Source organism: Bradyrhizobium sp. IC4059, assembly GCF_020193615.1.
Lineage (GTDB): Bacteria > Pseudomonadota > Alphaproteobacteria > Rhizobiales > Xanthobacteraceae > Bradyrhizobium > Bradyrhizobium yuanmingense.
The window spans coordinates 130,092-154,687 of the sequence record NZ_JADYVH010000007.1 but is presented as its reverse complement, the minus strand read 5'-3'; the positions used below and the strand labels follow the sequence as shown (position 1 = coordinate 154,687).

The 24,596-nt window shown below is 64.8% G+C and carries 22 protein-coding genes; 11 read left to right on the top strand and 11 right to left on the bottom strand.

Going from position 1 to position 24,596, the window contains the following annotated elements; all coding sequences use genetic code 11:
- Positions 1–116: 116 nt before the first annotated feature.
- Positions 117–1,070, bottom strand: coding sequence for a tetratricopeptide repeat protein (locus I6F12_RS22645; protein WP_225157248.1), 954 nt, complete (start codon positions 1,068–1,070; stop codon positions 117–119).
- 144 nt (positions 1,071–1,214) lie between these two features.
- Entirely contained in the window at positions 1,215–2,405 is a 1,191-nt protein-coding gene (locus I6F12_RS22640; protein WP_225157247.1) for a serine hydrolase, read from the bottom strand.
- Between the two features lie 305 nt (positions 2,406–2,710).
- Here I6F12_RS22640 and I6F12_RS22635 point away from each other — a divergent pair, with 305 nt between their 5' ends.
- The 3 genes from I6F12_RS22635 to I6F12_RS22625 all read left to right on the top strand — a co-directional run bounded on the left by I6F12_RS22635 (position 2,711) and on the right by I6F12_RS22625 (position 5,613).
- Positions 2,711–3,931 (top strand): MFS transporter, encoded by a 1,221-nt coding sequence (locus I6F12_RS22635; RefSeq protein WP_225157246.1) that lies wholly within the window; start codon positions 2,711–2,713, stop codon positions 3,929–3,931.
- A 190-nt stretch (positions 3,932–4,121) separates the two neighbouring features.
- Positions 4,122–5,069, top strand: coding sequence for an ABC transporter substrate-binding protein (locus I6F12_RS22630; RefSeq protein ID WP_225157245.1), 948 nt, complete (start codon positions 4,122–4,124; stop codon positions 5,067–5,069).
- A gap of 82 nt (positions 5,070–5,151) precedes the next feature.
- Entirely contained in the window at positions 5,152–5,613 is a 462-nt protein-coding gene (locus tag I6F12_RS22625) for a GNAT family N-acetyltransferase (protein ID WP_225157372.1), read from the top strand.
- Between the two features lie 889 nt (positions 5,614–6,502).
- Here I6F12_RS22625 and I6F12_RS22620 read toward each other — a convergent pair.
- The gene (locus tag I6F12_RS22620) at positions 6,503–6,667 is read right to left on the bottom strand and encodes a helix-turn-helix domain-containing protein (protein ID WP_162130849.1); all 165 of its coding nucleotides are present in this window, start codon (positions 6,665–6,667) and stop codon (positions 6,503–6,505) included.
- 246 nt (positions 6,668–6,913) lie between these two features.
- Positions 6,914–9,079, bottom strand: coding sequence for an EAL domain-containing protein (locus I6F12_RS22615; protein WP_225157244.1), 2,166 nt, complete (start codon positions 9,077–9,079; stop codon positions 6,914–6,916).
- Positions 9,080–9,531: 452 nt separating this feature from the next.
- Between I6F12_RS22615 and mepA the strand changes: the two genes are divergently transcribed.
- From mepA to modC, 4 genes are all read left to right on the top strand, one after another.
- Positions 9,532–10,476: a penicillin-insensitive murein endopeptidase gene (gene mepA / locus I6F12_RS22610; protein WP_225157243.1), complete on the top strand. Its 945-nt coding sequence runs from the start codon at positions 9,532–9,534 to the stop codon at positions 10,474–10,476.
- A 367-nt stretch (positions 10,477–10,843) separates the two neighbouring features.
- Positions 10,844–11,629: a molybdate ABC transporter substrate-binding protein gene (gene modA, locus I6F12_RS22605; RefSeq protein WP_225157242.1), complete on the top strand. Its 786-nt coding sequence runs from the start codon at positions 10,844–10,846 to the stop codon at positions 11,627–11,629.
- A gap of 67 nt (positions 11,630–11,696) precedes the next feature.
- Positions 11,697–12,392, top strand: a complete 696-nt coding sequence (modB, locus tag I6F12_RS22600; RefSeq protein WP_225114603.1) for a molybdate ABC transporter permease subunit — start codon at positions 11,697–11,699, stop codon at positions 12,390–12,392.
- A gap of 2 nt (positions 12,393–12,394) precedes the next feature.
- A complete protein-coding gene (gene modC / locus I6F12_RS22595) occupies positions 12,395–13,057 on the top strand; it encodes a molybdenum ABC transporter ATP-binding protein (protein ID WP_225157241.1) in 663 nt (220 codons plus the stop codon).
- A 15-nt stretch (positions 13,058–13,072) separates the two neighbouring features.
- Here the strand turns inward: modC and I6F12_RS22590 are convergent, their stop codons facing one another.
- Both I6F12_RS22590 and I6F12_RS22585 read right to left on the bottom strand, forming a co-directional pair.
- Positions 13,073–13,333, bottom strand: a complete 261-nt coding sequence (locus tag I6F12_RS22590) for a PepSY domain-containing protein (protein ID WP_036014215.1) — start codon at positions 13,331–13,333, stop codon at positions 13,073–13,075.
- A 136-nt stretch (positions 13,334–13,469) separates the two neighbouring features.
- Positions 13,470–15,263, bottom strand: a complete 1,794-nt coding sequence (locus I6F12_RS22585; protein ID WP_225157240.1) for a potassium/proton antiporter — start codon at positions 15,261–15,263, stop codon at positions 13,470–13,472.
- A gap of 207 nt (positions 15,264–15,470) precedes the next feature.
- On the opposite strand from I6F12_RS22585, the gene I6F12_RS22580 reads away from it, so the two are divergent.
- From I6F12_RS22580 to radC, 4 genes are all read left to right on the top strand, one after another.
- On the top strand, positions 15,471–16,787 hold the full coding sequence (locus tag I6F12_RS22580; protein WP_225114606.1) for a mechanosensitive ion channel domain-containing protein: 1,317 nt from the start codon (positions 15,471–15,473) through the stop codon (positions 16,785–16,787).
- Between the two features lie 120 nt (positions 16,788–16,907).
- Positions 16,908–17,726, top strand: coding sequence for a type I methionyl aminopeptidase (gene map, locus I6F12_RS22575; protein ID WP_036014218.1), 819 nt, complete (start codon positions 16,908–16,910; stop codon positions 17,724–17,726).
- Positions 17,727–18,099: 373 nt separating this feature from the next.
- Positions 18,100–19,362: an adenylate/guanylate cyclase domain-containing protein gene (locus I6F12_RS22570; RefSeq protein ID WP_051057161.1), complete on the top strand. Its 1,263-nt coding sequence runs from the start codon at positions 18,100–18,102 to the stop codon at positions 19,360–19,362.
- 128 nt (positions 19,363–19,490) lie between these two features.
- On the top strand, positions 19,491–20,204 hold the full coding sequence (gene radC / locus I6F12_RS22565; protein WP_036026412.1) for a DNA repair protein RadC: 714 nt from the start codon (positions 19,491–19,493) through the stop codon (positions 20,202–20,204).
- A gap of 5 nt (positions 20,205–20,209) precedes the next feature.
- Here radC and I6F12_RS22560 read toward each other — a convergent pair whose 3' ends face one another.
- From I6F12_RS22560 to I6F12_RS22540, 5 genes are all read right to left on the bottom strand, one after another.
- Complete coding sequence (locus tag I6F12_RS22560) at positions 20,210–21,001, bottom strand: tetratricopeptide repeat protein (RefSeq protein ID WP_225157239.1); 792 nt, start codon at positions 20,999–21,001, stop codon at positions 20,210–20,212.
- 80 nt (positions 21,002–21,081) lie between these two features.
- Positions 21,082–21,804, bottom strand: a complete 723-nt coding sequence (locus I6F12_RS22555; RefSeq protein WP_036014220.1) for an AprI/Inh family metalloprotease inhibitor — start codon at positions 21,802–21,804, stop codon at positions 21,082–21,084.
- Positions 21,804–22,793 (bottom strand): 2-hydroxyacid dehydrogenase, encoded by a 990-nt coding sequence (locus I6F12_RS22550; protein WP_036014221.1) that lies wholly within the window; start codon positions 22,791–22,793, stop codon positions 21,804–21,806. Before I6F12_RS22550 ends, I6F12_RS22555 begins: the two co-directional genes overlap by 1 nt.
- Positions 22,793–23,611 (bottom strand): ABC transporter permease, encoded by an 819-nt coding sequence (locus tag I6F12_RS22545; RefSeq protein WP_057027478.1) that lies wholly within the window; start codon positions 23,609–23,611, stop codon positions 22,793–22,795. Before I6F12_RS22545 ends, I6F12_RS22550 begins: the two co-directional genes overlap by 1 nt.
- Entirely contained in the window at positions 23,608–24,423 is an 816-nt protein-coding gene (locus I6F12_RS22540; protein ID WP_225157371.1) for an ABC transporter ATP-binding protein, read from the bottom strand. The genes I6F12_RS22545 and I6F12_RS22540 overlap by 4 nt, the downstream gene beginning before the upstream one ends.
- Between the last annotated feature and the right edge of the window lie 173 nt (positions 24,424–24,596).

Genomic DNA, 24,596 nt, shown 5'->3' with positions numbered 1-24,596 from the left:
AGCGGGCGTCTCGAAGGATGGCCGCAGGGAAAAACTCTCTAATGCGATAGCCCTGCCCGCCAGCTTCGCTCTTCGGGCTGCGGCGGACAAGTCGCACTACCATCCTGCGCTGCTCGTCAGATCGGCCTCGTCTTCCCTCGGATGGCCATCGACCGCTTCAGGGCCTGCTGGGCATCGGCATAGCGGCCTTGATACTTGTAGAGACCGGCGAGGTTTTCCAGAACGCCGGCGAGATCCGGATGGTCAGGGCCGAGGGTTTTCTCGAAAGTGGCCGCCGACCGCTTGAACAGCCGCTCGGCCTCCGCGTTACGGCCCTGACGCCCATAGAGCGCAGCCAGATTGTTCTGTGCCTGCGCGATATCGGGATGATCCGGGCCGAACGCCTTCTCGGTCACCGCCATCGACCGCTTCAGCAGCCGCTCGGCATCGGCATAGCGATGGCGATTGATATAAGCGTCGGCCAAATTGTTCATCAGCACAGTGGCTTCGGGGTCGTCGGGACCGAGCGCCTTCTGCAGCACCGCGAGGCCTCGCTTGAACAGCGGTATAGCCTGATCGTACCGGCCCTGATGGCTGTAAACGGCGCCGAGGTTGCTCAACGCCATCACGATCGATGGATCACCGCTTTTCTCGTGAATGGCGATCGACCGCTTGAGCACCGGCTCCGCTTCGGCGTAACGCTCTTCCGCACGGTAGAGATCGCCGAGATTGTTCAGCACCATCGCGACTTCGGCATGATTCGGACCGAGTGTCTTCTCGTCAATGGCCAGCGCGCGCTTGTACAGCGGTTCGGCAACGGCGTATTGGCCGAGATTGTAATGGATCGTGCCGAGGTCGTTCAGCGGCATCGCGACGTGCGCATCATCGGGGCCGAACTCCTTCTCGCGAAGGGCCAGCGACTTCTGGGCCAGAGGCAGCGCTTCCATGTACTTCCCGGCCCGATAGAGCTGCTTCATCTGCCGGGCCAGCGTGCCCGCCTCGTCCTCTTCGGCATGGGACGGCACGCCGAACGACAGGCTCAAGGCGAGCGCTGTGACTGCAACACAGATCGATGCTTTCAGAGCCTTCATCGCGCCTTCCCTCGTCGCTGACATCAGGGACCTACGCGCCGTTGGTGCTCCCGGAAGCCGGACAGGTTCAATGCAACCGCGGCTTTCCGACGCGACCGACCGCGCCAGCGCGGCTGGATGCCATCGGCAGGCGTCAGCAATTCGTCATTGCCCGAGCTGCTGCAGCACAGCAGACCATAACGCGAGCGGCTCCCTGAAGGCTCCGGGTTCGTTCGGCTTCTGGCGAACGGCCGTGTGCACCATGACGAGCTTGGAGGCGGGATCGACCAGGATGAGCTGACCGCGAATGCCGATGAGGGCAAATCGGCGCTGCTCGCCGGGGAGGAGCCACACCTGATAGCCGTAGCCGAAATAGCGCGTGGCCACGCGCGGAGCGAGATGACCGTCCTCTGGCCTGACGGTCGTGGCATCCAGCAGCCACTGCCGGGGGATCAGCTGCCGGCCTTCCCAGGCGCCGTCATGGGCGAGCAACCGGGCCAGGCGCGCATAATCGCGCAAGGTTGCGTTGAAGCAGCAATAGGCGATCTCCTGCCCGCTGCCGTCGATCACCCAGGAGGCGTCCGCCTCGGTGCCGATGGGGTCCCAGATCCGGTCGCGGAGATAGTCGGCGACCGGCGTGCCCGTGGCGGCGCGCAGGACCAAGCCGAGTATCTCCGTTTCAACGCTGGCATAGTGGAATTTGGTGCCTGGCGGCGCGGTCCGCGTGTTGAACTGCGCGACGATGGCGGCGGGATCTTTCGGCGGGCCGGCGAACAAGGCCCGCCCAAGCCGGGCGATGTCGTCGTTCCCGTCATAGACTTCCGAGAATTCGACGCCCGACGACATGTTCAACAAGGCGCGGATGGACGTGTTGCCATATTCCGTGCCTGCAAGGCCGTCGACATAGGTCGCGACGAGGTCGTCGATCGACTTGATCCGTCCCTCCGAGACCGCGATCCCGACCAGCATGGCTACCAGAGTCTTGGCCATGGACATCGAAACAAAGCGGTGGTGGTCGGTCCGTGCATATTGATAGTGCTCGTACAGGATGGTGTCGTCCCTGGCGATCAGGAGGCCCGTCGCCGGGTTGCGCTTGAGGTAGTCCGCAATGCCGAGCTTTTCGGTGCCAAGACTGTAGGTGACCTGTGGCTCCGGCGCGCGCTTGAATTGCCAGAGCGTCGTCGCGCGAGCGACCCGGCGCGAGGGATAGATCTCGCCGAAATGGCTGTAGCTGCCGACGAGCTTGTCGAGCGGGGGAGCGGCGCCCCGCGTGCCGACCGGATAGCCCTCAGCCGCACCGTAGAGCTCGGCATCGGGACCGCTATCCGAAAAGACCGGTCCCGGCGCGGCGGGCACGCTTCGGACGTCCTGCGCGCACGCCAGGGGCGACCAGACCGCGGAAGCAAAAATGACGGGCAGGAAAAGCCGGCGGCACCCGCGCGGCCTAAACGACGCTCCCCAGTTCATTGCACTTGCCTCCCCGCACGTTGGTGGGTGTGCGCTTCACGAGAACAACATCGCAGGCTGGTGACGCGCGGCATGCTATCATTGCGGGCGGGCCGTGTCAGCCTGCGGTGGCAACCCGCCTTGCTCTCGCCCCGCGGATCAGTCACCATCCCTGCCGCGCACCATCAACAAGAGCAAAAGCGCCAAGGAAACGCATGAGCAAGCCGTCACGTTTCGACTATGGCTGGGTCGTTGTCGCCGCGGGCGCGCTGATGACCTGCATCGGGTTCGGCACGATGCTGTCGCTGGCGGTGTTCCTGCAGCCGATCTCGGAGGCGATGGGCTGGTCGCGCGCCGGGGTGTCGGCTGCCGCGACGCTGGATTTCCTCTTTATGGGATTCGCCGCATTCCTATGGGGCACGCTGTCGGACCGGTTCGGCACCCGCATCGTGGTGCTCTCGGGAAGCGTTCTGCTGGGACTAGGTCTCGTCACAGCGAGCCAGGCAGCAAGCCTGTGGCAATTCCAGCTTTGCTTCGGCGTGCTGATCGGGATCGCCGTGGGCAGCTTCTACGCACCGATGATGGCGCTCGCGAGCGCCTGGATCGAGAAGAACCGCAGCCTCGCCGTGGCGCTGGTCTCGGCCGGCATGGGCGTGTCCCCGGTGACGGTCGCGCCGGCCGCGAGCTGGCTGATCACGGCCTATGATTGGCGCACCGCAATGCTGACGATTGGCATCGCTTCCTGGGCACTGTTGATCCCCGCCTGCTTCCTGGTGCGTCCGGCGCCGGCAGCCGCGGGCTCCGCGACCACCGACGCGGCGCCGGCGGCCGAGATGAACGCGGCGCAGGCATTGCGCACGCCGCAATTCATCGCGCTCGCAGCGGCGCATTTCGCCTGCTGCGCGGCGCATTCCGGCCCGATCTTCCACATGGTGTCCTATGCGATGGTCTGCGGCATTGCTCCGCTCACGGCGGTGACGGTCTATAGCGTCGCCGGCGTCTCAGGCCTCGGCGGACGCCTGCTCCTGGGCGCGCTGGCCGATCGCATCGGCGCGAAACCCGTCCTTGTCGGCGGGCTGTTCGTGCAGGCGATGTGCATTGCGACCTATCTCGCGGTGGCGCAGCTCGGCGAGTTCTACGCGCTCTCGGTCGTGTTCGGACTCGCCTATGGCGGGGTGATGCCGCTCTATGCGGTGCTGGTCCGCGAGTTCTTCGGCCCGCGCATTATGGGCACGGTGTTCGGTGCCGTGTCGGCCTTCGCCAGCCTCGGCATGGCGCTCGGGCCCTGGGCCGGCGGGATCGTGTTCGATACTTTCCAGCAATACACCTGGCTGCACGCCGGCTCCTTCGCGATCGGGCTTGCGGCGGTCGCGGTGGCGCTGAGTTTTCCGACGCGGCGCAGGCCATCGCTCGATCTTAGCCGCGCGACGGCGTGACACCGGACAGTGGCGAATACCGGATCTGACTTTGCATAAATGTAAGTTTGATGGATTTCGCCTCCCTCGGTCATCCTACTTCCTGCCTTCTGGCACCGATTATCTTCGTGTACCATTGCCCTTGTGATCAGATCGTTCTGGCATCGCGAGAGGCCAAATGAGGCGGCGGACGTTTCTGAGCTTCTTGGGAATGACGGCGATATCGGCGCGCGAAGCCTTGGCCCAAAAGCGCGTTCCGGTCGTGGGATTCGTCGGATTTGCCACGCCGGAAATCGACAATGCGGTGCTCGTTCCGTTCCGGAAGGCGCTGGCCGAGCTGGGTTACGTGGAGGGCCGCACCATCGTCATCGAGGCCCACTCGACGGCCGGCGATGTGTCGCGGGGCCTTGCATTGATCGACGACCTCGTGGCCAGACAGGTGGACGTGCTGCTTTCGCCCGGCCCGGCCGCAGCACGCGCGATGATCAGGAAAACCAATATTCCCGTCGTCGCCGTGGCGCTGCCTGCGGTGCAAAGCGACCCTGAATTGTTTCAGAGCCTCGCGCGGCCGGGCGGCAGTCTCACCGGCTTCGCCGCGTTCGGCGAGGAGATGTCGGCCAAGCGCATCGAGATGATCCGGGAGATCCTGCCCTCGCTGAAGCGGATCGGCGTCTTGAACAATGCGACGGACCCGACCTTCAGCGCCTGGGGCGCGCAAACCATCGAGGAAGCACGACGCGCCGGGCTGGAGCCGGTGCGCCTCGGACTGACGAGCGCGTCGCCGGCGGCGGTTGCCGAGCAATTCAACGTGCTCGCGGCCGCCGGCGGCAACGCCGTGATCGTCATTCGCGACTACATGACCGCCGCGATGCAGGACGCCATTTGCCGTATCGGCATCGACATGAAGATCGCCGTCATCGGCCAGCACAGGGAGTTCGCCCATGCCGGCGCTCTGATCAGCTATGGTGCCGACATCGGCGACCTGTTTCGTCGCGCCGCGGGCTATGTCGATCTGATCCTGAAGGGACAAAAGCCGGCAAATATGCCAATCCAGCTGCCAACCAAATTCGAGCTGGCCGTCAATCTCAAGACCGCGCGGGCGCTCGGCGTGACGATCCCGCCCACCATCCTCGTGCTGACGGACGACGTGATCGAGTGACGGGTCGTTGAAAATCCGCCGATTACCGCGCCGTGAGGCGGGCTCAAATCCAGTCATTCGCGAAGCTTCGGCGGAGCAGTTCATGGAATGCAGCATCCGGCCCGCGCTCGACGATGACGCCGCGGCCATCAGCGCGGTCATCTTGCGTGCGCTGCGCGAAACGAATGCAAGGGACTATACGGCGGAGATCATCGCGGGGATCGAGCCCAGCTTCGGCCCGGATGCCGTGCGCCGGCTGATCGGGCAGCGCACCGTTTTCGTCGCCACGATCGGCGGCCGCCTGGTCGGAACGGCAAGCCTCGACGGAAGCGTCGTCCGCACAGTCTTCGTTTCTCCGGACGTTCAGGCTCGCGGGATCGGCAAGCTACTGATGGCCGAGATCGAGCGCACGGCGCGCGAGCGGAACATTCCGTCCTTGGCGGTCCCTTCATCGGTCACTGCAGAGACCTTCTATGCGCGACTGGGGTTCAATGCCGTGCGCGACAGCTATTATGGGGACGAACGCACGATCATCATGGAGCGGGTGCTCATCGAGCGGACCTAGACCTGGTCCACACCATGGCAATCGCCGCGGAGAGCCCGACGCGTGGTGATAGTTCGAGCTCTTGCGGAACCCATCGCCGACGGACGGGCGCGAGTATCTCGCCGTTCTTGCCAGTTCTGATTAGTAAGCACGAAGCCTGATGGTCCGGTCTCGATCTACCGATACGAGCTGAATTGCGCCAGTTGTGTTCGATGCGCGATTTGTAGCCGCAACGAAAGTCGAGTCGCGCTTCGAAAAGTGGAAATTAGTTTTGCGACATAATCGTAATGACTCCGACGCAAAAAAAGAAAATAGGGTGCAATCAACAAGAATATAATGGGAGGAGCAGATGGATACTGCGGGTCGCCTGCGCGCGATGGCATTATTGTGCCGTCAGACAGCCGCGCGTCATCCGGATCGAGGTTGGAAACTACTCGCGGAAGCTGAATATTGGGAGCACTTGGCCAATGATGCGCCGCTCGAGCATGTCGACCATTGCTCGGTTCGCTCACCGCTTCACCGTGAGCACGCTATGATACAATCGGCCACGGCCGACGCGAGGTGAGAGCGAAACAGAATAATTTGTTAGCTTCTGTGTGCCTAACCTGAAGAGTGCCGCCCACCGCCGATGCGGCACATTGGAATGGGAATGCCGGCCCCGGCTGTTACCCCATCCTGCGGCTGGGGCCGTTTTGAACTTTCGCAGCATCGTTCAAACCCGATCCATGCTCAGAAGCATCGCTATAGCGCTCTTCGGAAAAGGCATCTTGTCTCGGCTCGATCGAGCGCTCTCCCATGGTCGCAATACTGAGGCTGCGCTCAGCCTTGTGCGGGACATCGGCCGAGGCTTCGGGCTGTAGGGCGCCGTCCACGCGCCTCGTCGATCAGGCAGCGCCTGCCCTACCGGCGACTATTTCTTCAACAATATTCCTTTCGCTCGCGCCATTCGCCTGACTGATCCGGCGTGGCGGCCCAGTTCGGCGGCAATCTTCGATACCCCAATGCCCTGCCGGGCCAGCGTGACCAGCCGTCGAACCTCCTGCTCGGCCCATTGCTTCGGCTTCGGTGTCTTCATGGTGCGACCCCACGACCGCACGACTTAACGACGGCAGCTGACGGTCCGCACTTGGGAAATTTACGGGTGGCGCGCCCGGGCCATTATCCGTCCGAACCTCCAAACGGAAATTGACCGACGCCGCGCTGTCATGCGCCCCGGCCTTTGGCCTCGTTGTTGAGGCAGATCAAGGCTGCTGGCGCCGGGCAAGGCGGGAGAGGCCGATGGGCGAAGCGGTACGTTCTTAGATATCGTGGAGGCGAGCGGTCACGCCACCAGCGCGGCATCCTCGTCGCCGTCGATGCCGCGCTGTGCGGCCAGCAGGCTGACGATCTCCGCATTCGGCCGGGCCTTGCTGAACAGGAAGCCCTGGCCCTCATGGCAGCCTTCGGCGCGGAGGCAGCTGAGCTCGGCTTCGGTCTCGACGCCTTCGGCGGTGATGGTGACGCCAAGGCCCTTGCCGAGGCTGACGATCGAGCGGATGATCGCCTGGGCCTCGCGGTTGGCCGCGAGATCGCGCACGAAGGACTGGTCGATCTTGATCTTGTCGAACGGGAAGCTGCGTAGGTAGCTGAGGCTGGAATAGCCGGTGCCGAAATCGTCCATGGAGATGCGCACGCCGAGCGCGCGCAGCGCATGCAGCGTCGCCAGCACCTGCGCGCTCTTCTCCAGCAGCAGCGTCTCGGTGATCTCGAGCTCGAGCCGGCGCGGCGCCAGGCCGGAATGCTTCAGCGCGTCAGTAACCATCGAGAGCAGATTGCCGCTGCGGAACTGGAGTGGCGACAGGTTGACCGCGACGCGGACGTCGTCGGGCCAGGCCGCGGCGTCGAGGCAGGCCCGGCGCAGCATCAGCCCGCCGAGCGGATTGATCAGGCCGGTGTCTTCGGCGACCGGAATGAACTCGGCCGGCGACACCATGCCGCGCTCGGCATGCAGCCAGCGCACCAGCGCCTCGAAGCCGGTGATGCGGCCGCTCGCGAGGTCGATCAGCGGCTGGTAGTACGGCCGCAGCACGTCATTCTGGATCGCATCGCGCAGCTCGACCTCGATCTTGCGGCGGCTCTGCGCCTTCGCATCGAGCGCGGCCTCGAAGAAGGCGAAGCTGCCACGCGCATCCAGCTTGGCGCGCGACAGCGCCATGTCGGCGCTCTTGAGCAGCTTTTCGGAATCCTCGCCGTCGCCCGGCGCCATCGCAATGCCGATCGAGGCACCGATCACCACGGAGTGACCGTCGAGCAGATAGGGATCGGCAATGGCCGCAAGGAGGCGTTTTGCGAGACCCACCGCATCTTCCGGCCGAGCCAATCCGCTCTGCAGAACCGCGAACTCATCGGAATTGAGCCGGGCCAGCCCATCCTCGTCGCGCAAGGTGGAACGCAGCCGCTTGGCGACGCCGCGCAGCAGCTTGTCGCCGACCGCGTGCCCCAGCGTGTCGTTGACCGCCTTGAAATTGTCGAGCCCTAGTATCAGCAGCGCGACCTTCTCGGAGCCGCGGCGCGTGTGCAGCAGCATCTCGTCCATCTGCTGCCGCAGCAGGTTGCGATTGGGCAGACCGGTCAGCCCGTCATGCTGGGCCATGAAGGCGAGTCGCGCCTCCGCGCGCTTGCGCTCGGTGATGTCCATCAGCGCGAGCAGCACCGCGGGCCGCTCGGCGTAAGTCAGTTCGCGGGAATAGATCGCAAGGTCGATCAGCGCGCCGTCGGCCTTGACGTGCTTCCAGGTGCGGCCGGCCTGATCCTCGCCGGTCCCATCGACGGTCCAGGGCGGCACGCTTTCGAATGCCTGCAAGGACCGGATCTTCAATCGCTCGAACTCGGCCCGGCTGTAGCCATAATGCGCGACCGCGGCATCGTTGACGCCGAGGATGCGCTCGTCGTCCAGCGCGCAGACGATCATGGGTACGGGATTGCCGTCGAACAGCAGGCGGAACGAGGCCTCGCGCTGCTTGAGCTCGGTGATATCGACGCGCAGGCCGACGACGCCGCCGTCATCGGTCAAGCGCTCGTCGATCAGGATGACGCGGCCGTCCGACAGCTTCTGCTCGTGGCGCGCGCCGGGCTTGTAGAGTTTTTGCAGGCGCTCTGCAATCCAGGCTTCTTCATTGCCGGTGGCCTCGGGATAGTCGCCGCGGGCGACGCCGATGCGCAGCGTGTCCTCGAGCCGCGCGCCCTCCTCGAACAGATCGGCGGTCTTGCTGTAGATCTCGGCGTATTTCCTGTTCCAGAGGACGTAGCGGCCTTCGGCGTCGAGAAACACGATGCCCTGCGGCAGGATGTCGATGGCCTGGCGCAGGCGCTCATGCGACTTGCGCGCCTCCGCGATCGCGGCTTCCGCCTCGGCACGGCTGCGCAGGATTTCGTCGTGTTCGGAAAGGGCACGGTGCGCGCGCGCGAAGCGCGGCTTGCGCGCCTTTTGGCCGGCGCGGGCAAGCATGCTTTGCTTTCGCTTTCTTGTACTTCGAGACCCCAAACTCAACTTCACTCGTCCCAGTCGCGTCCAGCGGCCGCAAGTTTTGAGGCAAGTGTCTGAAAAAAAAGTAATCTTAGCCAGCCGCGGTCCGCGCGCGGCGCGCTTACTGCCTGTTTGCGCGGCGTGGCGAGCGGCGGCAGGCGTCATCAGACTGAGTGCGGCGCCGCAATCAATGAGCGATCTGGCGCAAAATTGCGCGCGCGCCTGAATCGGTTCCGAAATTGCGCGCGATTGCATGCGAACCGCAAAATTTTCTGCGCGCTGCGCACGAATTTTGGTCAATGCAGGATACGGTTATTACACCCTTAAGAAACGGCGGGTCGAGACGCGATTCGGGGCGCGCTGCGATGAGCCGGCGGCGGGCTCGTCGCCTCGTTCTTAACCCTGGTGCAGCATTGGGTTATAAGAGCGTCAGCATGAGTCGCCGCGGCATCACCCTCCTCCTGCTCTCGTTCGTCTGCCTGGGCGCCGGTGGCGCGCTGGCCCAGGACCGTGGCAGCATCAACCCGAAGCCGCTGCCGCCGCTCGCCAATCCCAACGACCCCGATCTCGCCGCCAAGGAATTGTTCGCGCGCAAGCTGCTGCCATCGAAGGGGCCGGCCCACGTCATCGGCTCCTACACCAGGGGCTGCATCGGCGGCGCCGCGCAGATGCCGGTCAACGGCGACAATTGGCAGGTGATGCGGCTGTCGCGCAATCGCAGCTACGGTCATCCCGACATGATCGCGTTGATCAAGCGGCTCGCAGCCAAGGCGCACAAGGACGCCGGCTGGCCCGGCATCCTGGTCGGCGACATCGCCCAGCCGCGCGGCGGGCCGGCGCTGTCAGGCCATGCCAGCCACCAGATCGGTCTCGACGCCGACATCTGGCTGACGCCGATGCCGGACCGCCGGCTCTCGCGCGAGGAGCGCGAGGAAATGTCTGCGGTGATGATGGTGCGCCAGGACCGGCTCGACATCGACCCAAAAGTGTTCACACCAAGCCATGTGCTGGTGCTGCGCGCCGCGGCGCGAGAGCCCGCCGTGCAGCGCATCTTCGTTAACGCCGCGATCAAGAAGGCGCTGTGCCGCGAGGCCAAGGGCGACCGCGCCTGGCTGTCGAAGATCCGCCCCTGGTGGGGCCACGACTACCACTTCCACATCCGCATGCACTGCCCGGCCGGGGCCGGCGAATGCGAGGGCCAGCCGTCACAGGCCGAGGACGAAGGCTGCAAGCCCGCCGATCTCGCCTATTGGTTCTCCGATGCGGTGCTGCACCCCAAGCCGCCGCCCGAGCCGCCCAAGCCGAAGCCGCCGATGACGCTCGCGCAGATGCCGGCAACCTGCAAGGCGGTGCTGCATGCAGGGGATGCGAAGCCGTAAGGTTCGCTGCCACGGAGGTCGTCCCGGGGCGCGCGGCGAGCACGGGACCCATAACCACAGGGAGTGATACTTGCGCGAAGCAGGTCACTCCGAGTCTTCGCCCAACGCAATCCTGTGGTTATGGATCCCGGGCTCGCGCTACGCGCGCCCCGGGATGACGAACTCGCCGGCCCGATAGAAGCTGGCCGACAAACGGCCGGCTTTGACCTGCGGCCACGGCCTGCTATGTTTGCACTGCGATATCCTCGCCGGCCGTAAGCCGTCGCCAGGGACCGTGGAACAGCGCGTCCGCCCGTCGCATCTGACCAGCCAACGCCAGATTTCGCGCGTGCAACCTTGCGCGCGCGAGCCCGCACGGAGCGCATCCATGTTTCGTCTGTCAGGACTTTTCACCGCCTTCGTCATTCTCGCCGGCACGGCCGTCGCGCCCGCCGCGGCCGAGGACAAGACCGTCACCGTGTTCGCCGCCGCCTCGATGAAGAACGCGCTGGACGAGATCGACGCCGTCTACACCGCCAGGACCGGGGTCAAGTTCAGCGTCAGCTACGCCGCTAGCTCGGTGCTGGCCAAGCAGATCGAGCAGGGTGCGCCGGCCGACGTGTTCGTCTCAGCCGACACCGACTGGATGGACTACGCGATCTCCAAGAAGACCATCAACGAGCCTTCCAGAGTGAATCTGCTCGGCAACAGCATCGTGCTGATCGCGCCGAAGGATTCCAAGATCGACAGTGTGACGATCGCGCCAGGTTTCGATCTCGCCAAGCTCGCCGGCGACGGCAGGATCGCGACCGGTGACGTCAGGTCGGTACCGGCAGGCAAATACGCCAAGGCAGCGCTGGAAAAGCTCGGGGCCTGGCAGGCCGCGGAGCCGAAATTCGCCATGGCCGAGAGCGTGCGCGCCGCGCTGACGCTGGTCGCCCGCGGCGAGGCTGTGCTCGGCATCGTCTATTCCACCGACGCCAAGGTCGAGCCGGGCGTGAAGATCGTCGGCACCTTCCCGGCGGATTCGCATCCTGCGATCATCTATCCGGTCGCGGCGACCAGCACTGCCAAGCCGGAGGCGAACGGCTATCTCGCCTTCCTGCGCTCGGCGGCGGCCAAGGCCATCTTGGAAAAATACGGCTTCAAGTTCCTGATCAGCCCCACAACCTGATTGTTGCGACCTGATTCCTGCAAACCTGATTTTGCAACCTGTTTCTGCGACCTGATATGACGGCTTGATGTTCGACATCTCTCCCGCCGAATGGACGGCGATCCTGCTTTCGCTCAGGGTCGCCGTCATTGCCACGCTGGTCGCGACGCCGTTCGGCATTGCGCTGGCGTGGCTGCTCGCGCGGCGTGATTTCTGGGGCAAGTCGGTGCTCGACGCACTCGTGCATCTGCCCCTGGTGCTACCGCCCGTCGTCACCGGTTATCTGCTGCTGCTCAGCTTCGGTCGCAAAGGCCTCATTGGCAGCTTTCTCGCCGACCATCTCGGCATCGTCTTCGCATTCCGCTGGACCGGTGCTGCGCTCGCTTGCGGCGTGATGGCGTTTCCGCTGCTGGTGCGGCCGATGCGGCTGTCGATCGAGGCGATCGACCGCCGGCTCGAGCAGGCTGCGGAGACGCTCGGCGCAGCGCCGTGGAAAGTGTTCTTCACGGTGACGCTGCCGCTGGCGCTGCCGGGCGTGCTCGCCGGCATGGTGCTGGGCTTTGCCAAGGCGATCGGCGAGTTCGGCGCCACCATCACCTTCGTCTCCAACATTCCAGGAGAGACCCAGACGATTTCATCCGCGATCTATTCGCTGATCCAGACCCCCGACGGCGACGCCGCGGCGGGCCGGCTCGTGATCGTCTCGATCGTGCTCGCGATCGGCGCGCTGATCGCGGCCGAATGGTTCGCCCGCCGCGCCACGCAGCGCCTGCACGGGAATTGACCATGCTGCGCGTCGACGTCGAAAAACAGCTCGGCGAATTCTCGCTGTCCGCTTCCTTCAGCAGCGAGGGGCGCGTCATCGGCCTGTTCGGCGCCTCGGGCGCCGGCAAGAGCTCGCTGGTCAACATGATCGCCGGCCTGCTGCGGCCCGATCGCGGCACCATCGCGATCGACGGCGAGATCGTCGACGACACCGCGGCCGGCATTCACGTGCCCACTTACCGCCGCCGCATCGGCTACGTGTTCCAGGATGCGCGGCTGTTTCCGCATCTGAGCGTGGCGCAGAACCTCGACTACGGACGGCGGATGAACAGGCTTGCGCCCGATCCGGCGCAGCACAAGCGCATCATCGACCTGCTCGACATCGGCGCGCTCAGGGATCGCCGTCCCGGGAAGCTGTCCGGCGGCGAGCGCCAGCGCGTCGCGCTCGGCCGCGCGCTGCTGTCGAAGCCGCGCCTCCTGCTGCTCGACGAGCCGCTCGGCGCGCTCGACGAGGGCCGCAAGCTCGAGATCCTGCCCTACCTGGTGCGGCTGCGCGACGAGGCCAATGTGCCGATGGTCTATGTCAGCCACGACGTCGCCGAGCTGCGCCAGCTCGCGACGCAGATCGTGATGCTGAAGCAGGGGCGGGTGACGTCGTTCGGCGGGGTGAAGGTGCTGACGTGATCGGGCCAACCCCCGCTACCAGCCGCGGTCGACGTTTCGCACTTCGCCGGTCCGGGCATCCACATCGACCTCGATCCAGCGGCCGGCGCGGTCGCGGCCCTCAATCTGCCATTCGTCGCCGAGGAAGTTCGTGTGCGACACCGTCGCAACGCCAAGATCGGTCGCGACGTCAAGCGCAACCTGCATCGAGATCTGATCGCCGGTGTCGTAGGCCATAGCCGGCGCCGCTGCGCCCAGCACGAGGACAGTCGCGATCGGAAGGGCGAACTTTCGCATTGGCGTACTCCTGTCAGTCCAAACTTCTATACAGCTTAGAACGAGAGGAAATGCGGAGCGTTCCGGATCCGGATGTCACGAATCCGCGCAAAACTTCGGCGGTTGCGGCGATTTGGTGGCAGTTCCTCTTCGCAAGTCAAACTCCAGCGACCGAAGTCCAGACATCGGCGAGCTTCTTTCTCACCGCCTGCGCGCGGGTCAGCGGCGGCGGCGTTTCGTCTTCTTCCGGCAGACGCAGGCCGACGACGTTGACGCGGCCGCCGGAGATTGATCGTGCGACCAGCACGATCTCGTCCAGCGGCAGCTCGGCGCCCTCTTTCGGCGCGTGGTCGAGATGGACGTCGAAATAATCTGCCAGGGTCAGCTTGCCGTCGTCCTCGCCGACCTTCACACCGTAGATCGCGGCGAGCTCGGCGAGCGTGTGCTCGCCGGAGACCATGAAGTCGCCGAGCAGATGCGGATCGGGCGCGGTGCTCGGCTGCATGTCGACGAAGAAACGGTCGAGCGCTTCGGCCTTTTCCGGCGGCGCCAGCAGATAGATGTAGTCGCCCGGTGCGATCGGATCGGCCTCCGTCGGCGTCAGGATGTGCTCGTTGCGGATCACCAGTGTCGGCTTGGACCAGGACGGGATCAGGCCGCGACGGAAATACAGGCTCTTGGGCCGCACCGGATAGCCGACCAGCTGCTGCTCGAGCTGGCCGGGCAGATCGAGCTCGACGCGGCGGGGGCCGCGGTCGGCGCGGGGCAGCGCCACGTGCAGCTTGCGCGCGGCCGGCGCCAGGGTCCAGCCTTGCAGCAGAAGCGAGATGATGACGACGACAAAGGCCACGTCGAAATAGAGATAGGCCTTGGGCAGCCCGACCAGCATCGGGATCGAGGCCAGGAAGATTGCGACCGCACCGCGGAGGCCCGTCCAGGCGATGAAAATCTTCTCACGCCAGTTGAAGCGGAACGGCGACAGGCACACGAACACCGCGAGCGGGCGCGCCAGCAGCATCAAGACGAGCGCGACGGCGACCGCTGGCAGCACGCTGGAACCCAACCGACTCGGCGAGACCAGAAGGCCGAGCAGCACGAACATCACGATCTGCGCCAGCCAGGTCGCGGCGTCGAGGAATGTCACCACCGAATTATGCGCGCGGGTCGGCCGGTTGCCGATGATGATGCCGGCGAGATAGACCGCGAGGAAGCCGGAGGCGTGCATGATCTGCGAGCCGCCGAAGATCACGAGCGCGGCCGTGGTCACGAAGGGCGCATGCAGGCCCTGCGGCAGGGCGACCTTGTTGAGCGCGATGACGACGAGGCGGCCGCCGAACACGCCGACGACAGCACCCAGCACCGCCTCCTGGATGAACTCCATCAGCACATGGCCGGGCGAGCTCGATCCCAGCGAGATGTATTCGACCAGCATCAAGGTGAGGAAGATCGCGAAGGGATCGTTGGTGCCGGATTCCGCCTCCAGCGTCGCGCCGACGCGCGGGCGCAGACGCAGGCCCTGGGTGTGCACCAGCAGGAACACGGCCGCAGCGTCGGTCGAGGCCACCACCGCCCCGACCAGCAGCGACTCCGACCAGTTGAGGTCGAGCGCATATTTGGCGAACGGCGCCGTGACCAGCGCGGTCAGCAGCACGCCGACTGTCGCGAGCACCACGGACGGCGCAAGCACGGTGCGGATGCTGGCAAAGCGCGTGCGCAGGCCGCCGTCGAACAGGATCAGGGCGAGCGCGACGGAGCCGACCAGATAGGTGGTGCGGACGTCGTCGAACTGGAGCTGACCTGGGCCGGAATCGCCGGCGAGCATGCCGATGATGAGGAAGACGAGCAGCAAGGGCGCGCCGAAGCGCAGCGCAAGCAGGCTCGAGAGGATGCCGGCCATGACGAGGACGGCGCCGAGCAATATGGCGAGACTGACGGAGTCGAGGGAAGCCATCCACCTTCCGGGTAAGAAATCGCTGGAATTTCATCCTTATCGTCGGTGGACTCGCGCGCCAACCCATTTTCGCGCTTCGCGGCAATCTGCCCGTATTTTACGGCCTTAACGCGCTTCACTTCACGGTGTATCGATGGCCCGGCCGCGTCCTTTGTGGGATTGTCGGCGCCCTCGAATCAATTCCTCCCCGCTTGCCGACGAGACCCGATGGACATGGACCTCAAAGACTTCATGGAGTTCGTGCAGACCACCGCACGCAGCGTCGGGGCAGAATTCTCCTCACCCTGGTTCTACCTGCAATTCGGCCTCATCCTGGCCGCCGCCGGCATCGCCTATGCCGCGGAGGCCGCCATTCGCAGCCGTGCCGACCTGACCTCGCTGGCGATGCGCTGGCCGCTGCCGCTCCGGCATTTCGTCCGGGTCATGGTCGCCAGCGCCTCGACGGCGGTGTTCACGCTGCTCGTGATCGTCTCGCGCGTGGTGATGTATCACGCGACCTGGCCGAGCCGTTCCTATCTCCTGATGGTCGCAGCCAAGCTTGGTTTCGCATGGCTCGTGATCCGGCTCGTGACCTCGGTGCTGCGCAACGCCTTCATCGTCAAGCTGGTGTCGATCACGGCATGGTTCATCGCCGCGCTCTCCATCGTGGGCCAGCTCGATGCGACGGTCGACCTATTGGATTCCTTCGCGATCGTGCTCGGCGGCCTCAGGCTGACCCCCCTCCTGGCGCTGAAGGCCGGCGCGCTGCTGCTGATCGCACTCTGGCTCACCAACATCGCCAGCAATTTCGCCGAGAGCCGGATCAATTCGACCACCGACCTGACGCCGTCGGTGCAGGTGCTGCTGGTCAAGATCATCCGCATCGGGCTGCTCACGGTCGCCATCGTGATCGCGCTCGGCGCGGTCGGAATCGACCTGTCGGCGCTCGCGGTGTTCTCCGGCGCGGTCGGCGTCGGCATCGGTATCGGCCTGCAGAAGATCGTCGCCAATTTCATCTCTGGCATCATCCTGCTCGCCGACAAATCGGTGAAGCCCGGCGATCTCGTCACCATCGGCGACAACACCGGCCGCATCAGCGCGATGAAGACGCGCTATATTTCCGTCGCTGCCGGCGACGGGCGCGAATTCCTGGTCCCGAACGAGGATCTGGTGACGCAGAAGGTCGTTAACTGGACCTATACCGACAAGAACACGCTGGTGAAGATCGCCTTCGGCACCAATTACGACGCCGACCCGAAGCTGGTTTGTACGCTCGCCGCCGAGACCGCCGCCGCTCATCCGCGCGCGCAGAAGGGCAAGCCCCCGACCTGTCTCCTGAGCGAGTTCGCGGAAGCCGGGATGAAGTTCTCGCTGACCTTCTGGATCGCCGACCCCGACGGCATGGACAAGGTCAAGAGCGACGTGATGCTGGAGCTGTGGGACGCCTTCAAGCGTGAGGGCATCCGAGTTCCCTATCCCGTCCGCGAAATCCGCATCCGCGGCGGCGCCCTGCCGGTGGAAACCGCCGTGGAAGTGCCGAATTAGGTCACTTTCACCCCCCAAGCAGGCCCTTCGGCTTGCATGAAGCCTGCCAATCATTAGATTGGGGCCTGAAATCAAACCTTTCCACCGACATCGAGATCAGCCCGAGAAGACCTGACACGCATGAGCTATGTCGACGCCACCGAGACCTCCCTGCGCAAGACCGGACAGATCAAGCTGCACGGGCCTGCCGCCTTTGCCGGCATGCGCAAGGCGGGCGCGCTGGTGGCCAGGTGCCTGGACGAGCTCACCGACATCGTCGGGCCGGGCGTGCCGACCTCCAGAATCGACGAATTCGTCCGCGACTTCGCCTTCAGCCATGGTGCCTATCCGGCGACGCTGATGTATCGCGGCTACCGCTACTCGACCTGCACCTCGCTCAACCATGTTGTCTGCCACGGCATGCCAGGCGACCGTCCGTTGAAAGAGGGGGACATCGTCAACATCGACGTCACCTTCATCGTCGACGGCTGGTATGGCGATTCCAGCCGGATGTATGCGATCGGCCCAATTGCCCGCAAGGCGGAGCGGCTGATCGAGGTGACCTATGAAGCCATGATGCGCGGCATCGCCGCGGTGAAGCCCGGCGCCACCACCGGCGACATCGGCCATGCCATCCAGAGCTTCGTCGAGCCGCAGGGCATGAGCGTGGTGCGCGATTTCTGCGGCCATGGTTTGGGGCGCATGTTCCACGACGAGCCGAACATCATCCATATCGGCCGGCCCGGCGAGGGCGTGCAGCTCAAGCCCGGCATGTTCTTCACCATCGAGCCGATGATCAATCTCGGCAAGCCGCACGTGAAGATCCTGTCCGACGGCTGGACCGCGGTGACCCGCGACCGCTCGCTGTCGGCGCAGTTCGAGCACTCGGTCGGCGTGACGGCGACCGGCGTCGAGATCTTCACGCTATCGGCGCGGCACGGCGAGAAGCAGATCGGGTGAGCCCGGTGCGTCAGCTATTGCTAGCGGCGGCCCCCTTTGGCGGGTGGCGATTCTGCCTTTGCGCACCAACGCGTCGAGGACGCGCTTACTGACCTAGGCCCGAGTCCGGGTCTCGGTTGATCGTCCCAGATCTTGCCTTCGCCAGAAGGCCCCCCACAACAGCGCTGAGACGCACGCGACGGGCAACAGGCGGCCGACGTCGAGGTGAAAGCACGTGCATGATAGGAAAAGCATGACCACAATCACGTCGGTTTCGCTGACTGCGCAGGGAGTCGCACCTTTCCATGATCCGCCTCCGGTGTTCTAATGCAGGCGTCTTGACTGGGCATGGAGATATGGTCATGGCGGGTTCTGTCGAGCGGTGGCGGACGACATGAAGATCTACCTGCCGGACAACGAGCAGGCGCGGCAGCAAGCCCTCGAAACCTATCGCATTCTCGATACGCCGCCGGAGATCGCCTATGATGAACTGGCGGACTTGGCGGCGCAGATCTGCGGCTGCAGCGCCGGGCTGCTGACCTTCCTCGACGACAAGCGACAATGGCTCAAGGCCAAGTGCGGCCTGCCGCCTGACCTTACGCACGTGCCCAAGGAGATCTCGATCTGCCAGGCGACGATCTGCCATGACGATCTCATGTATGTGCCTGACCTCACGAAGGATCCGAGGTTCAGCGATTCGCCGTTGGTCGCCGGCGAGTTCGGGCTGCGCTTCTATTGCGGCATGCCGCTGATCAGCGAGGAGGGATACGCGCTCGGAACGCTGTGCGTCATCGATTTCGAGCCGCGCGAGCTCAGCTTCGAGCAGCAAGAAGCAGTGCGGCGGATCTCGCGTCAGGCCGTGGCTCAGCTCGAGCTCAGACGTAGACTCCGCGAGCGCGACGAGATGCTGGCCGAGCTCGACAAGGCGCGCGCAATGGCGGAGGCGGAGCGGAGCAAATCAGATGCGCTCCTGCTCAACATCCTCCCCCCTGCGATCGCCGAGGAGCTCAAGGCCAACGCGAAGGTGCGGCCGCGCTTCTACCAGTCGGTCAGCATCCTCTTCGTCGATTTCGCCGACTTCACCCGGCACGTCGAGGCGATCGAGCCGGCGCAGGTCGTGCACCAGCTCGACGAGTACTACAGCACGTTCGACGAGATCATTGCGCGCCATCGGCTCGAAAAGATAAAGACCATCGGCGATGCCTATCTCTGTGCCGGCGGCCTGCCCGAGATCAACCGGACGCACGCTGTCGATGCCGCGCTGGCGGCGCTCGAGATTCAGGACCTGCTCGCCAAGGCGAACCGTCAGCGCGAACGGCTGAGGCTGCCGCTCTGGATGGCGCGAATCGGCATCAACACCGGCCCGGTCATCGCTGGCGTCGTCGGAACGCGCAAGTTCAGCTACGATATCTGGGGCAACGCGGTGAACGTCGCCGCGCGTCTGCAGGCGGCCGCCGATCCCGGACGGATCAACATTGCCGAGGCGACCTGGAACCTGGTCAAAGCGCGCTTCACCTGCGAACCGCGCGGCAGCATCGAGGTGAAGGGCAAGGGGCCGACCCCGATGTACTTCCTCGATCGTATCAGGCCGGACCTGGCCGCCGATCCCGCAGGCGTCGTGCCCAACGATAGCTTCTGGCGTCACCAGGGCCCATGATCGCCAGCTGTGACGAAGGGCGGGAAAAACGGCTGATCATCATCCGCTTCATGCCGGAAGCGCACCTATGCAAGGCGCGCGCAATTGACGGTTGCAAAACCCACCATCCCCGGCAATGCTGGCGGCCGATGCCCGCGAAGCCTGACCACGACAAAAGCAAGCCTGACGAGACGCCGCATTATCTCGGTCATCGCGAGCGGCTGCGCGAGCGCTTCTATAGCGCGGGCGCGGATGCGCTCAGCGATTACGAGCTGCTCGAGATGGCGCTGTTTGCCGCGCTGCCGCGGCGCGACACCAAGCCGCTGGCGAAGACGCTGATCAAGACCTTCGGCTCGTTCGCCGAGGTCGTGCATGCGCCAGTGGCGCGCTTGCGCGAGGTCGAGGGGGTCGGCGAGTCCGCGATCAACCAGCTCAAGCTGATCGCCGCGGCCGCGCATCGCGTTGCCAAGGGCGAGGTCAACAGCCGCAACGCGCTGTCATCCTGGAACGAGGTGATCGCCTATTGCCGCACAAGCATGGCGTTTGCCGACAAGGAGCAATTCCGCCTGCTGTTCCTGGACAAGCGCAACCAGCTGATCGCCGACGAGGTGCAGCAGACCGGCACGGTCGACCACACCCCGGTCTATCCGCGCGAGGTTATCAAGCGCGCGCTGGAACTATCGGCGACCGCGCTGATCCTAGTGCACAACCACCCCTCCGGCGATCCCTCGCCCTCGCAGGCCGACATCCAGATGACCAAGGCGATCATCGACATCGCAAAACCGCTCGGGATTGCCGTGCACGACCACATCATCGTGGGCAAGAGCGGGCATGCGAGCCTGCGCGGAATGCGGTTGATCTAAGCCAATCAGAACGCCTGGTTCTTGGCGGCTTTCAAGTGGTTTTCCGCGGCTGTGATGCCGGCGAATGCCTTCAGCGTCAGAGCGGTCGGTTGCGGCTTCCATTCCGCAACCAGTTTCTCGGCCTTCTCGAGCTCAGGCTTCGATAACATCGAAGCCATCTCGTTGACATTCTTGGCCGGCGCCACCTTCGACAGCTTGAAATAGGCATACGACAGGGACACGTCCCTCGGCGTGCCCTTTCCTGCGGAATATGCGCGGGACAGGCTGAAGAGGGCGCTAGGGAGACCCTGGTCGCCGGCCATCTTCCACCACTTCAGCGCTTCTTCCCTATTCCCTTGCCGGTCATACATGAGAGCGACATCGTGCTGGGCACGCGCGTAGCCGGCCTTGGCGGACACAAGCTTGTACTTCAATGCCTGATCCGGATCCGTTGCGACGACGCCCACGCCTTGCCCGTCATAATAGCAGCCGAGCTTATAGGCTCCGAGCGGATCGTTGGCCGCGGCCGATTTTTGAAACCACTCGAATGCCTGGCTGCGATCCTGCTGTGTGCCGATGCCGTTATTGTGCATCATGCCGACATGATATTGTGCCTCCGCATCTCCGCGATTGGCCAACGCGACCATCGCATTGAAGGTGCGGCTGTCATTCGCGCTGGCGGGCGTCGCGACAAGCAGAAGGCACGAAAAGGCCAGGGCAACGAATTTCATGTCAAAGCCCGATCGAGTTTGAACGATTCCTTGTCTTGGTCTCTCCAGACGCGAGAAAAGTTCGAGCCGGCAATATTCCGGGGTCAAGGCGATTTTTGGCCCATCCGAGTTCGTCCCGTCAGGGCACGACCAAAGGCCGCGCGGCCTTAGCGGTCTCGGCCGACGCCCTACTGCCGCAGCATGATCAGGGGATCGGCGGTGTCGGGGACGCGGCGCCACTGCGCGTTGTCGTCGGCCTCGAATTGCCAGGCTTCGCCCGATTTCGACATCAGGATGATCTGGCCGCGCTCGAGGCGCCATTGCGTCGGGTTGAACTGCGCGATCGTGGCGTCGCATCTCGGCTTGAGGAAAACCTGGAAATTGTCCGCATCAGCCTCGGTGTTGGTCAGCGTCAGCCCGCACACCGGCTGGCCGTTGCGGCGCACCATCGACCAATCGCCGATCATCTGGTCCATTGACTTCGCCATCGAGCGCGCGGCGGCGAGATCCTGCAGAATGTAGACGCCCTCACCCTGGCGCAGGCCCTCGAAGATGCCGGCCTCGACCTCGGTGAAGTCGATCACGGCTTCGCCGGTCGCATCCTGCAGGCGCACGATGTCGAGGCCCCTCACGCTCCAGGCCACGATGTCCTTGGTGAAGGGCAGCGCGGTCTTGCAGGACGGCTCCAGCTCCAGCTTGAAACCCTGGCCTGCGGCGTCAGCCTTCAGCGTGACGACGCAGGTCTTGCTGCGCTCGGTGGTCGAGAGCTCCCATTGTCCGGGCATCTGCTTCTTCAGGCTCGCCGCATCCTGCGCATGCGCGATGCCGATCGCGGCCAAGGAGGCCGCGACGGCGCCGATCGCGGCCAGGCAGGCCGCAACGACATATGCGAGAAGGCGACGAGCGATCATCAGCGTCCCTTGACCGGCGTTTCCGCAACCGGCGTCAGCGGCGCCTTGCCGGCGAACCAGGCCTTGAGATTGTCGACCACGAGCTGGTCCATGGCGTTGCGCGTCACCACCGAGGCCGAGCCGATATGCGGCAGCAGCACGACGTTCTGCATGGTCTTGAGCTCGTCGGGCACGTTCGGCTCGGCCGCAAACACGTCGAGCCCGGCGGCGAGAATGGTGCCGGATTTCAGCGCCTGGATCAGCGCCGGCTCGTCGATCACCGAGCCGCGGGCGACGTTGACCAGCACGCCGCGCGGGCCGAGCGCCTTGAGCACCTCTTCATTGATCATCTTGTTGGTGCTGGCACCGCCGGGCACGATCACAACAAGCGTGTCGACCGCTTTCGCCATCTCGATCAGGTCAGGATAGTGCTTGTACGAGACGTCCTTGGAGGGATTGCGGGAGTGGTAGACCACCGGCACCAGCGAGGCATCTAACCGGCGCGCGATGGCCTGGCCGATCCGGCCCATGCCGACGATGCCGACCTTGCGGTCGCGCAGCGAGCCGACGCTGAGCGGATAGTTCTGGGTCTGCCAGAGCCCGGAGCGGACATAGCGGTCGGCCTTGATGAACTCGCGCAAGGTGGAGATCAGAAGGCCCATCGCGACGTCGGCGACCTCCTCGGTCAAGACGTCGGGCGTGTTGGTCACGATAATGCCGTGCTCGGCCGCATATTTGGCGTCGACGTGGTCGTAGCCGACGCCGAAGCTCGCCACCATCTCCAGCTTCGGCAGCTGCGACAGCGAGTCCTTGTCCGCGCGCACGGTGTGGTAGGTCACCGCGACGCCGCGGATCTTGTCGCGCACCGCGGGCGTCAGCCGCTCGAGATCGCCGCGCGTCTCTGCCTTGTGTACGACGAAATGATCGGAAAACCCGTTCTCGAGGATCGGCCGCACCGGCCCATAGATCAGAAGGTCGATCTTTTCGGACGAAATCGAACCGGCAGCCATCAGTTTTCCTTTCCAAGCGCGCTCTCATGCCAGCGCCGTAAAACGAGGTGGGAAACTAGCGCCAGCACCCCATAGATGACAATCCCGGCCAGCGACAACAGAAGCAGCGCGGCAAACATGCGGGGTATGTTCAAGCGATAGCCTGACTCGGCGATCCTGTAGGCGAGCCCGGAGCCGGCGCCGGCCGTTCCGGCCGCGATCTCGGCCACGACCGCGCCGATCAGCGACAGCCCGCCGGCGATGCGCAGGCCGCCGAGAATGTAGGGCAGCGCCGCCGGCAGCTTGAGGAAGCGCAGGGTTTGCGGCTTCGATGCGCCATAGAGCTGGAACAGGCCGGCGAGGTTGCGGTCCACCGAGTTCAGCCCGAGCGTGGTGTTCGACAGCACCGGGAAGAAGGCGACGATGAAGGCGCAGACGACCACCGCGGTCTGCTGCTCCAGATAGATCAGCAAGAGCGGCGCGATCGCGATGACAGGCGTCACCTGCAGCACGATTGCATAGGGGAACAGCGAATATTCCACCCATTTCGACTGGTTGAACAGCAGCGCCAGTGCGATGCCGCCGATGCTGGCGGCGACAAAACCTTCGAGCGTGGTGACAAGCGTGGTCGCCAGCGATTGTGACAGCACCGCCCAGTCCTTGATCAGTGTCAGCACGATGACGGAGGGCGCCGGCAGCACGTAAGGCGGGATCTCCCTGATGCGGACCACGAGTTCCCAGGCAAAGAGGCCGGCTGCGAAGACGATGACGGGCAGCACGAAGCGCATCGCGCGTTGCGCGCCGGACGATTTTGCGGGCACGGGAGCTTGAGCGTTCATAGCGTCGACTGCCCCGAATAGGACGGCGCCAGCGCGGCCGACACGCGTCGGCAATAATCGGAATAGGCCGTCGAGGTGCGAAACTCCTCGCCCCGCGGCTCGACCGTCTCGATGCGGATGTCGGCCTGGATGCGGCCGGGGCGCGCCGTCATGACGACGATGCGCTGCGACAGATAGACGGATTCGAACACCGAATGGGTGACGAAGATGACGGTCTTGCGTAAGCCTCGCCACAGCGCCAGCAGATCGTTGTTGAGGCGGAAGCGCGTGATCTCGTCGAGCGCGGCGAACGGCTCGTCCATCAGCAGGATATCGGGATCGGTGACGAGCGCACGCGCCAGCGACACCCGCATCTTCATGCCGCCGGAGAGCTCGCGCGGGAAGCTATCTGCAAAATCGGCAAGGCCGACGCTCGCCAGTGCCGCGTCGGCACGCGCGCGCCCCTCCGCTTTCGGCACACCGCCGAGCTTCAGCGGCAGTCGCACGTTCTCACGGACGTTGGCCCAGGGCATCAGGGTGGGCTCCTGGAACACGAAACCGATACCGTGGCCCGGCTGCGGCACGCCCTCTTGCCGTGCCACCCGCACCGTGCCCGACGACGGCGCGCTGAGCTCGGCGATCAGCCGCAACACTGTCGACTTGCCACAGCCGGAGGGGCCCAGCAGCGAGATGAACTCGCCCTTGCGGACGGCAAGGTCGAACGGGCCGAGCGCCATCACGCCGTTGTCGTAAGTTTTCGTCACGCCACGCAGGCTGACGGCGAGATGCGTCAGGCTGGCCTCGACGGCGGGCGCGGTTCTGCTCTCTGTCATCACGCGCTGAACATGGCGGGGCACGTCACCTCCCCCCAGCGGGGAGAGGTCGGCGCGCAGCGCCGGGTGAGGGGCCTCAGGTCCAACGAGGGAGCGTTACCCCTCACCCGCACCGCATCTGGCGATGCGATGCGACCTCTCCCTTCGGGAGAGGTGGGCGCCAGCCTCACCGG

Coding starts and splice junctions, on each gene's coding strand:
- I6F12_RS22545 (WP_057027478.1), bottom strand. CDS start 23,611: ATGAACGCTCAAGCTCCCGTGCCCGCAAAATCGTCCGGCGCGCAACGC.
- modB (WP_225114603.1), top strand. CDS start 11,697: ATGTTCGACATCTCTCCCGCCGAATGGACGGCGATCCTGCTTTCGCTC.
- modA (WP_225157242.1), top strand. CDS start 10,844: ATGTTTCGTCTGTCAGGACTTTTCACCGCCTTCGTCATTCTCGCCGGC.
- I6F12_RS22625 (WP_225157372.1), top strand. CDS start 5,152: ATGGAATGCAGCATCCGGCCCGCGCTCGACGATGACGCCGCGGCCATC.
- I6F12_RS22550 (WP_036014221.1), bottom strand. CDS start 22,793: ATGGCTGCCGGTTCGATTTCGTCCGAAAAGATCGACCTTCTGATCTAT.
- I6F12_RS22590 (WP_036014215.1), bottom strand. CDS start 13,333: ATGCGAAAGTTCGCCCTTCCGATCGCGACTGTCCTCGTGCTGGGCGCA.
- map (WP_036014218.1), top strand. CDS start 16,908: ATGAGCTATGTCGACGCCACCGAGACCTCCCTGCGCAAGACCGGACAG.
- mepA (WP_225157243.1), top strand. CDS start 9,532: ATGAGTCGCCGCGGCATCACCCTCCTCCTGCTCTCGTTCGTCTGCCTG.
- I6F12_RS22635 (WP_225157246.1), top strand. CDS start 2,711: ATGAGCAAGCCGTCACGTTTCGACTATGGCTGGGTCGTTGTCGCCGCG.
- I6F12_RS22555 (WP_036014220.1), bottom strand. CDS start 21,804: ATGATCGCTCGTCGCCTTCTCGCATATGTCGTTGCGGCCTGCCTGGCC.
- I6F12_RS22540 (WP_225157371.1), bottom strand. CDS start 24,423: ATGACAGAGAGCAGAACCGCGCCCGCCGTCGAGGCCAGCCTGACGCAT.
- I6F12_RS22630 (WP_225157245.1), top strand. CDS start 4,122: ATGACGGCGATATCGGCGCGCGAAGCCTTGGCCCAAAAGCGCGTTCCG.
- I6F12_RS22580 (WP_225114606.1), top strand. CDS start 15,471: ATGGACATGGACCTCAAAGACTTCATGGAGTTCGTGCAGACCACCGCA.
- I6F12_RS22615 (WP_225157244.1), bottom strand. CDS start 9,079: ATGCTTGCCCGCGCCGGCCAAAAGGCGCGCAAGCCGCGCTTCGCGCGC.
- I6F12_RS22585 (WP_225157240.1), bottom strand. CDS start 15,263: ATGGCTTCCCTCGACTCCGTCAGTCTCGCCATATTGCTCGGCGCCGTC.
- I6F12_RS22570 (WP_051057161.1), top strand. CDS start 18,100: ATGAAGATCTACCTGCCGGACAACGAGCAGGCGCGGCAGCAAGCCCTC.
- I6F12_RS22620 (WP_162130849.1), bottom strand. CDS start 6,667: ATGAAGACACCGAAGCCGAAGCAATGGGCCGAGCAGGAGGTTCGACGG.
- radC (WP_036026412.1), top strand. CDS start 19,491: ATGCCCGCGAAGCCTGACCACGACAAAAGCAAGCCTGACGAGACGCCG.
- I6F12_RS22645 (WP_225157248.1), bottom strand. CDS start 1,070: ATGAAGGCTCTGAAAGCATCGATCTGTGTTGCAGTCACAGCGCTCGCC.
- modC (WP_225157241.1), top strand. CDS start 12,395: ATGCTGCGCGTCGACGTCGAAAAACAGCTCGGCGAATTCTCGCTGTCC.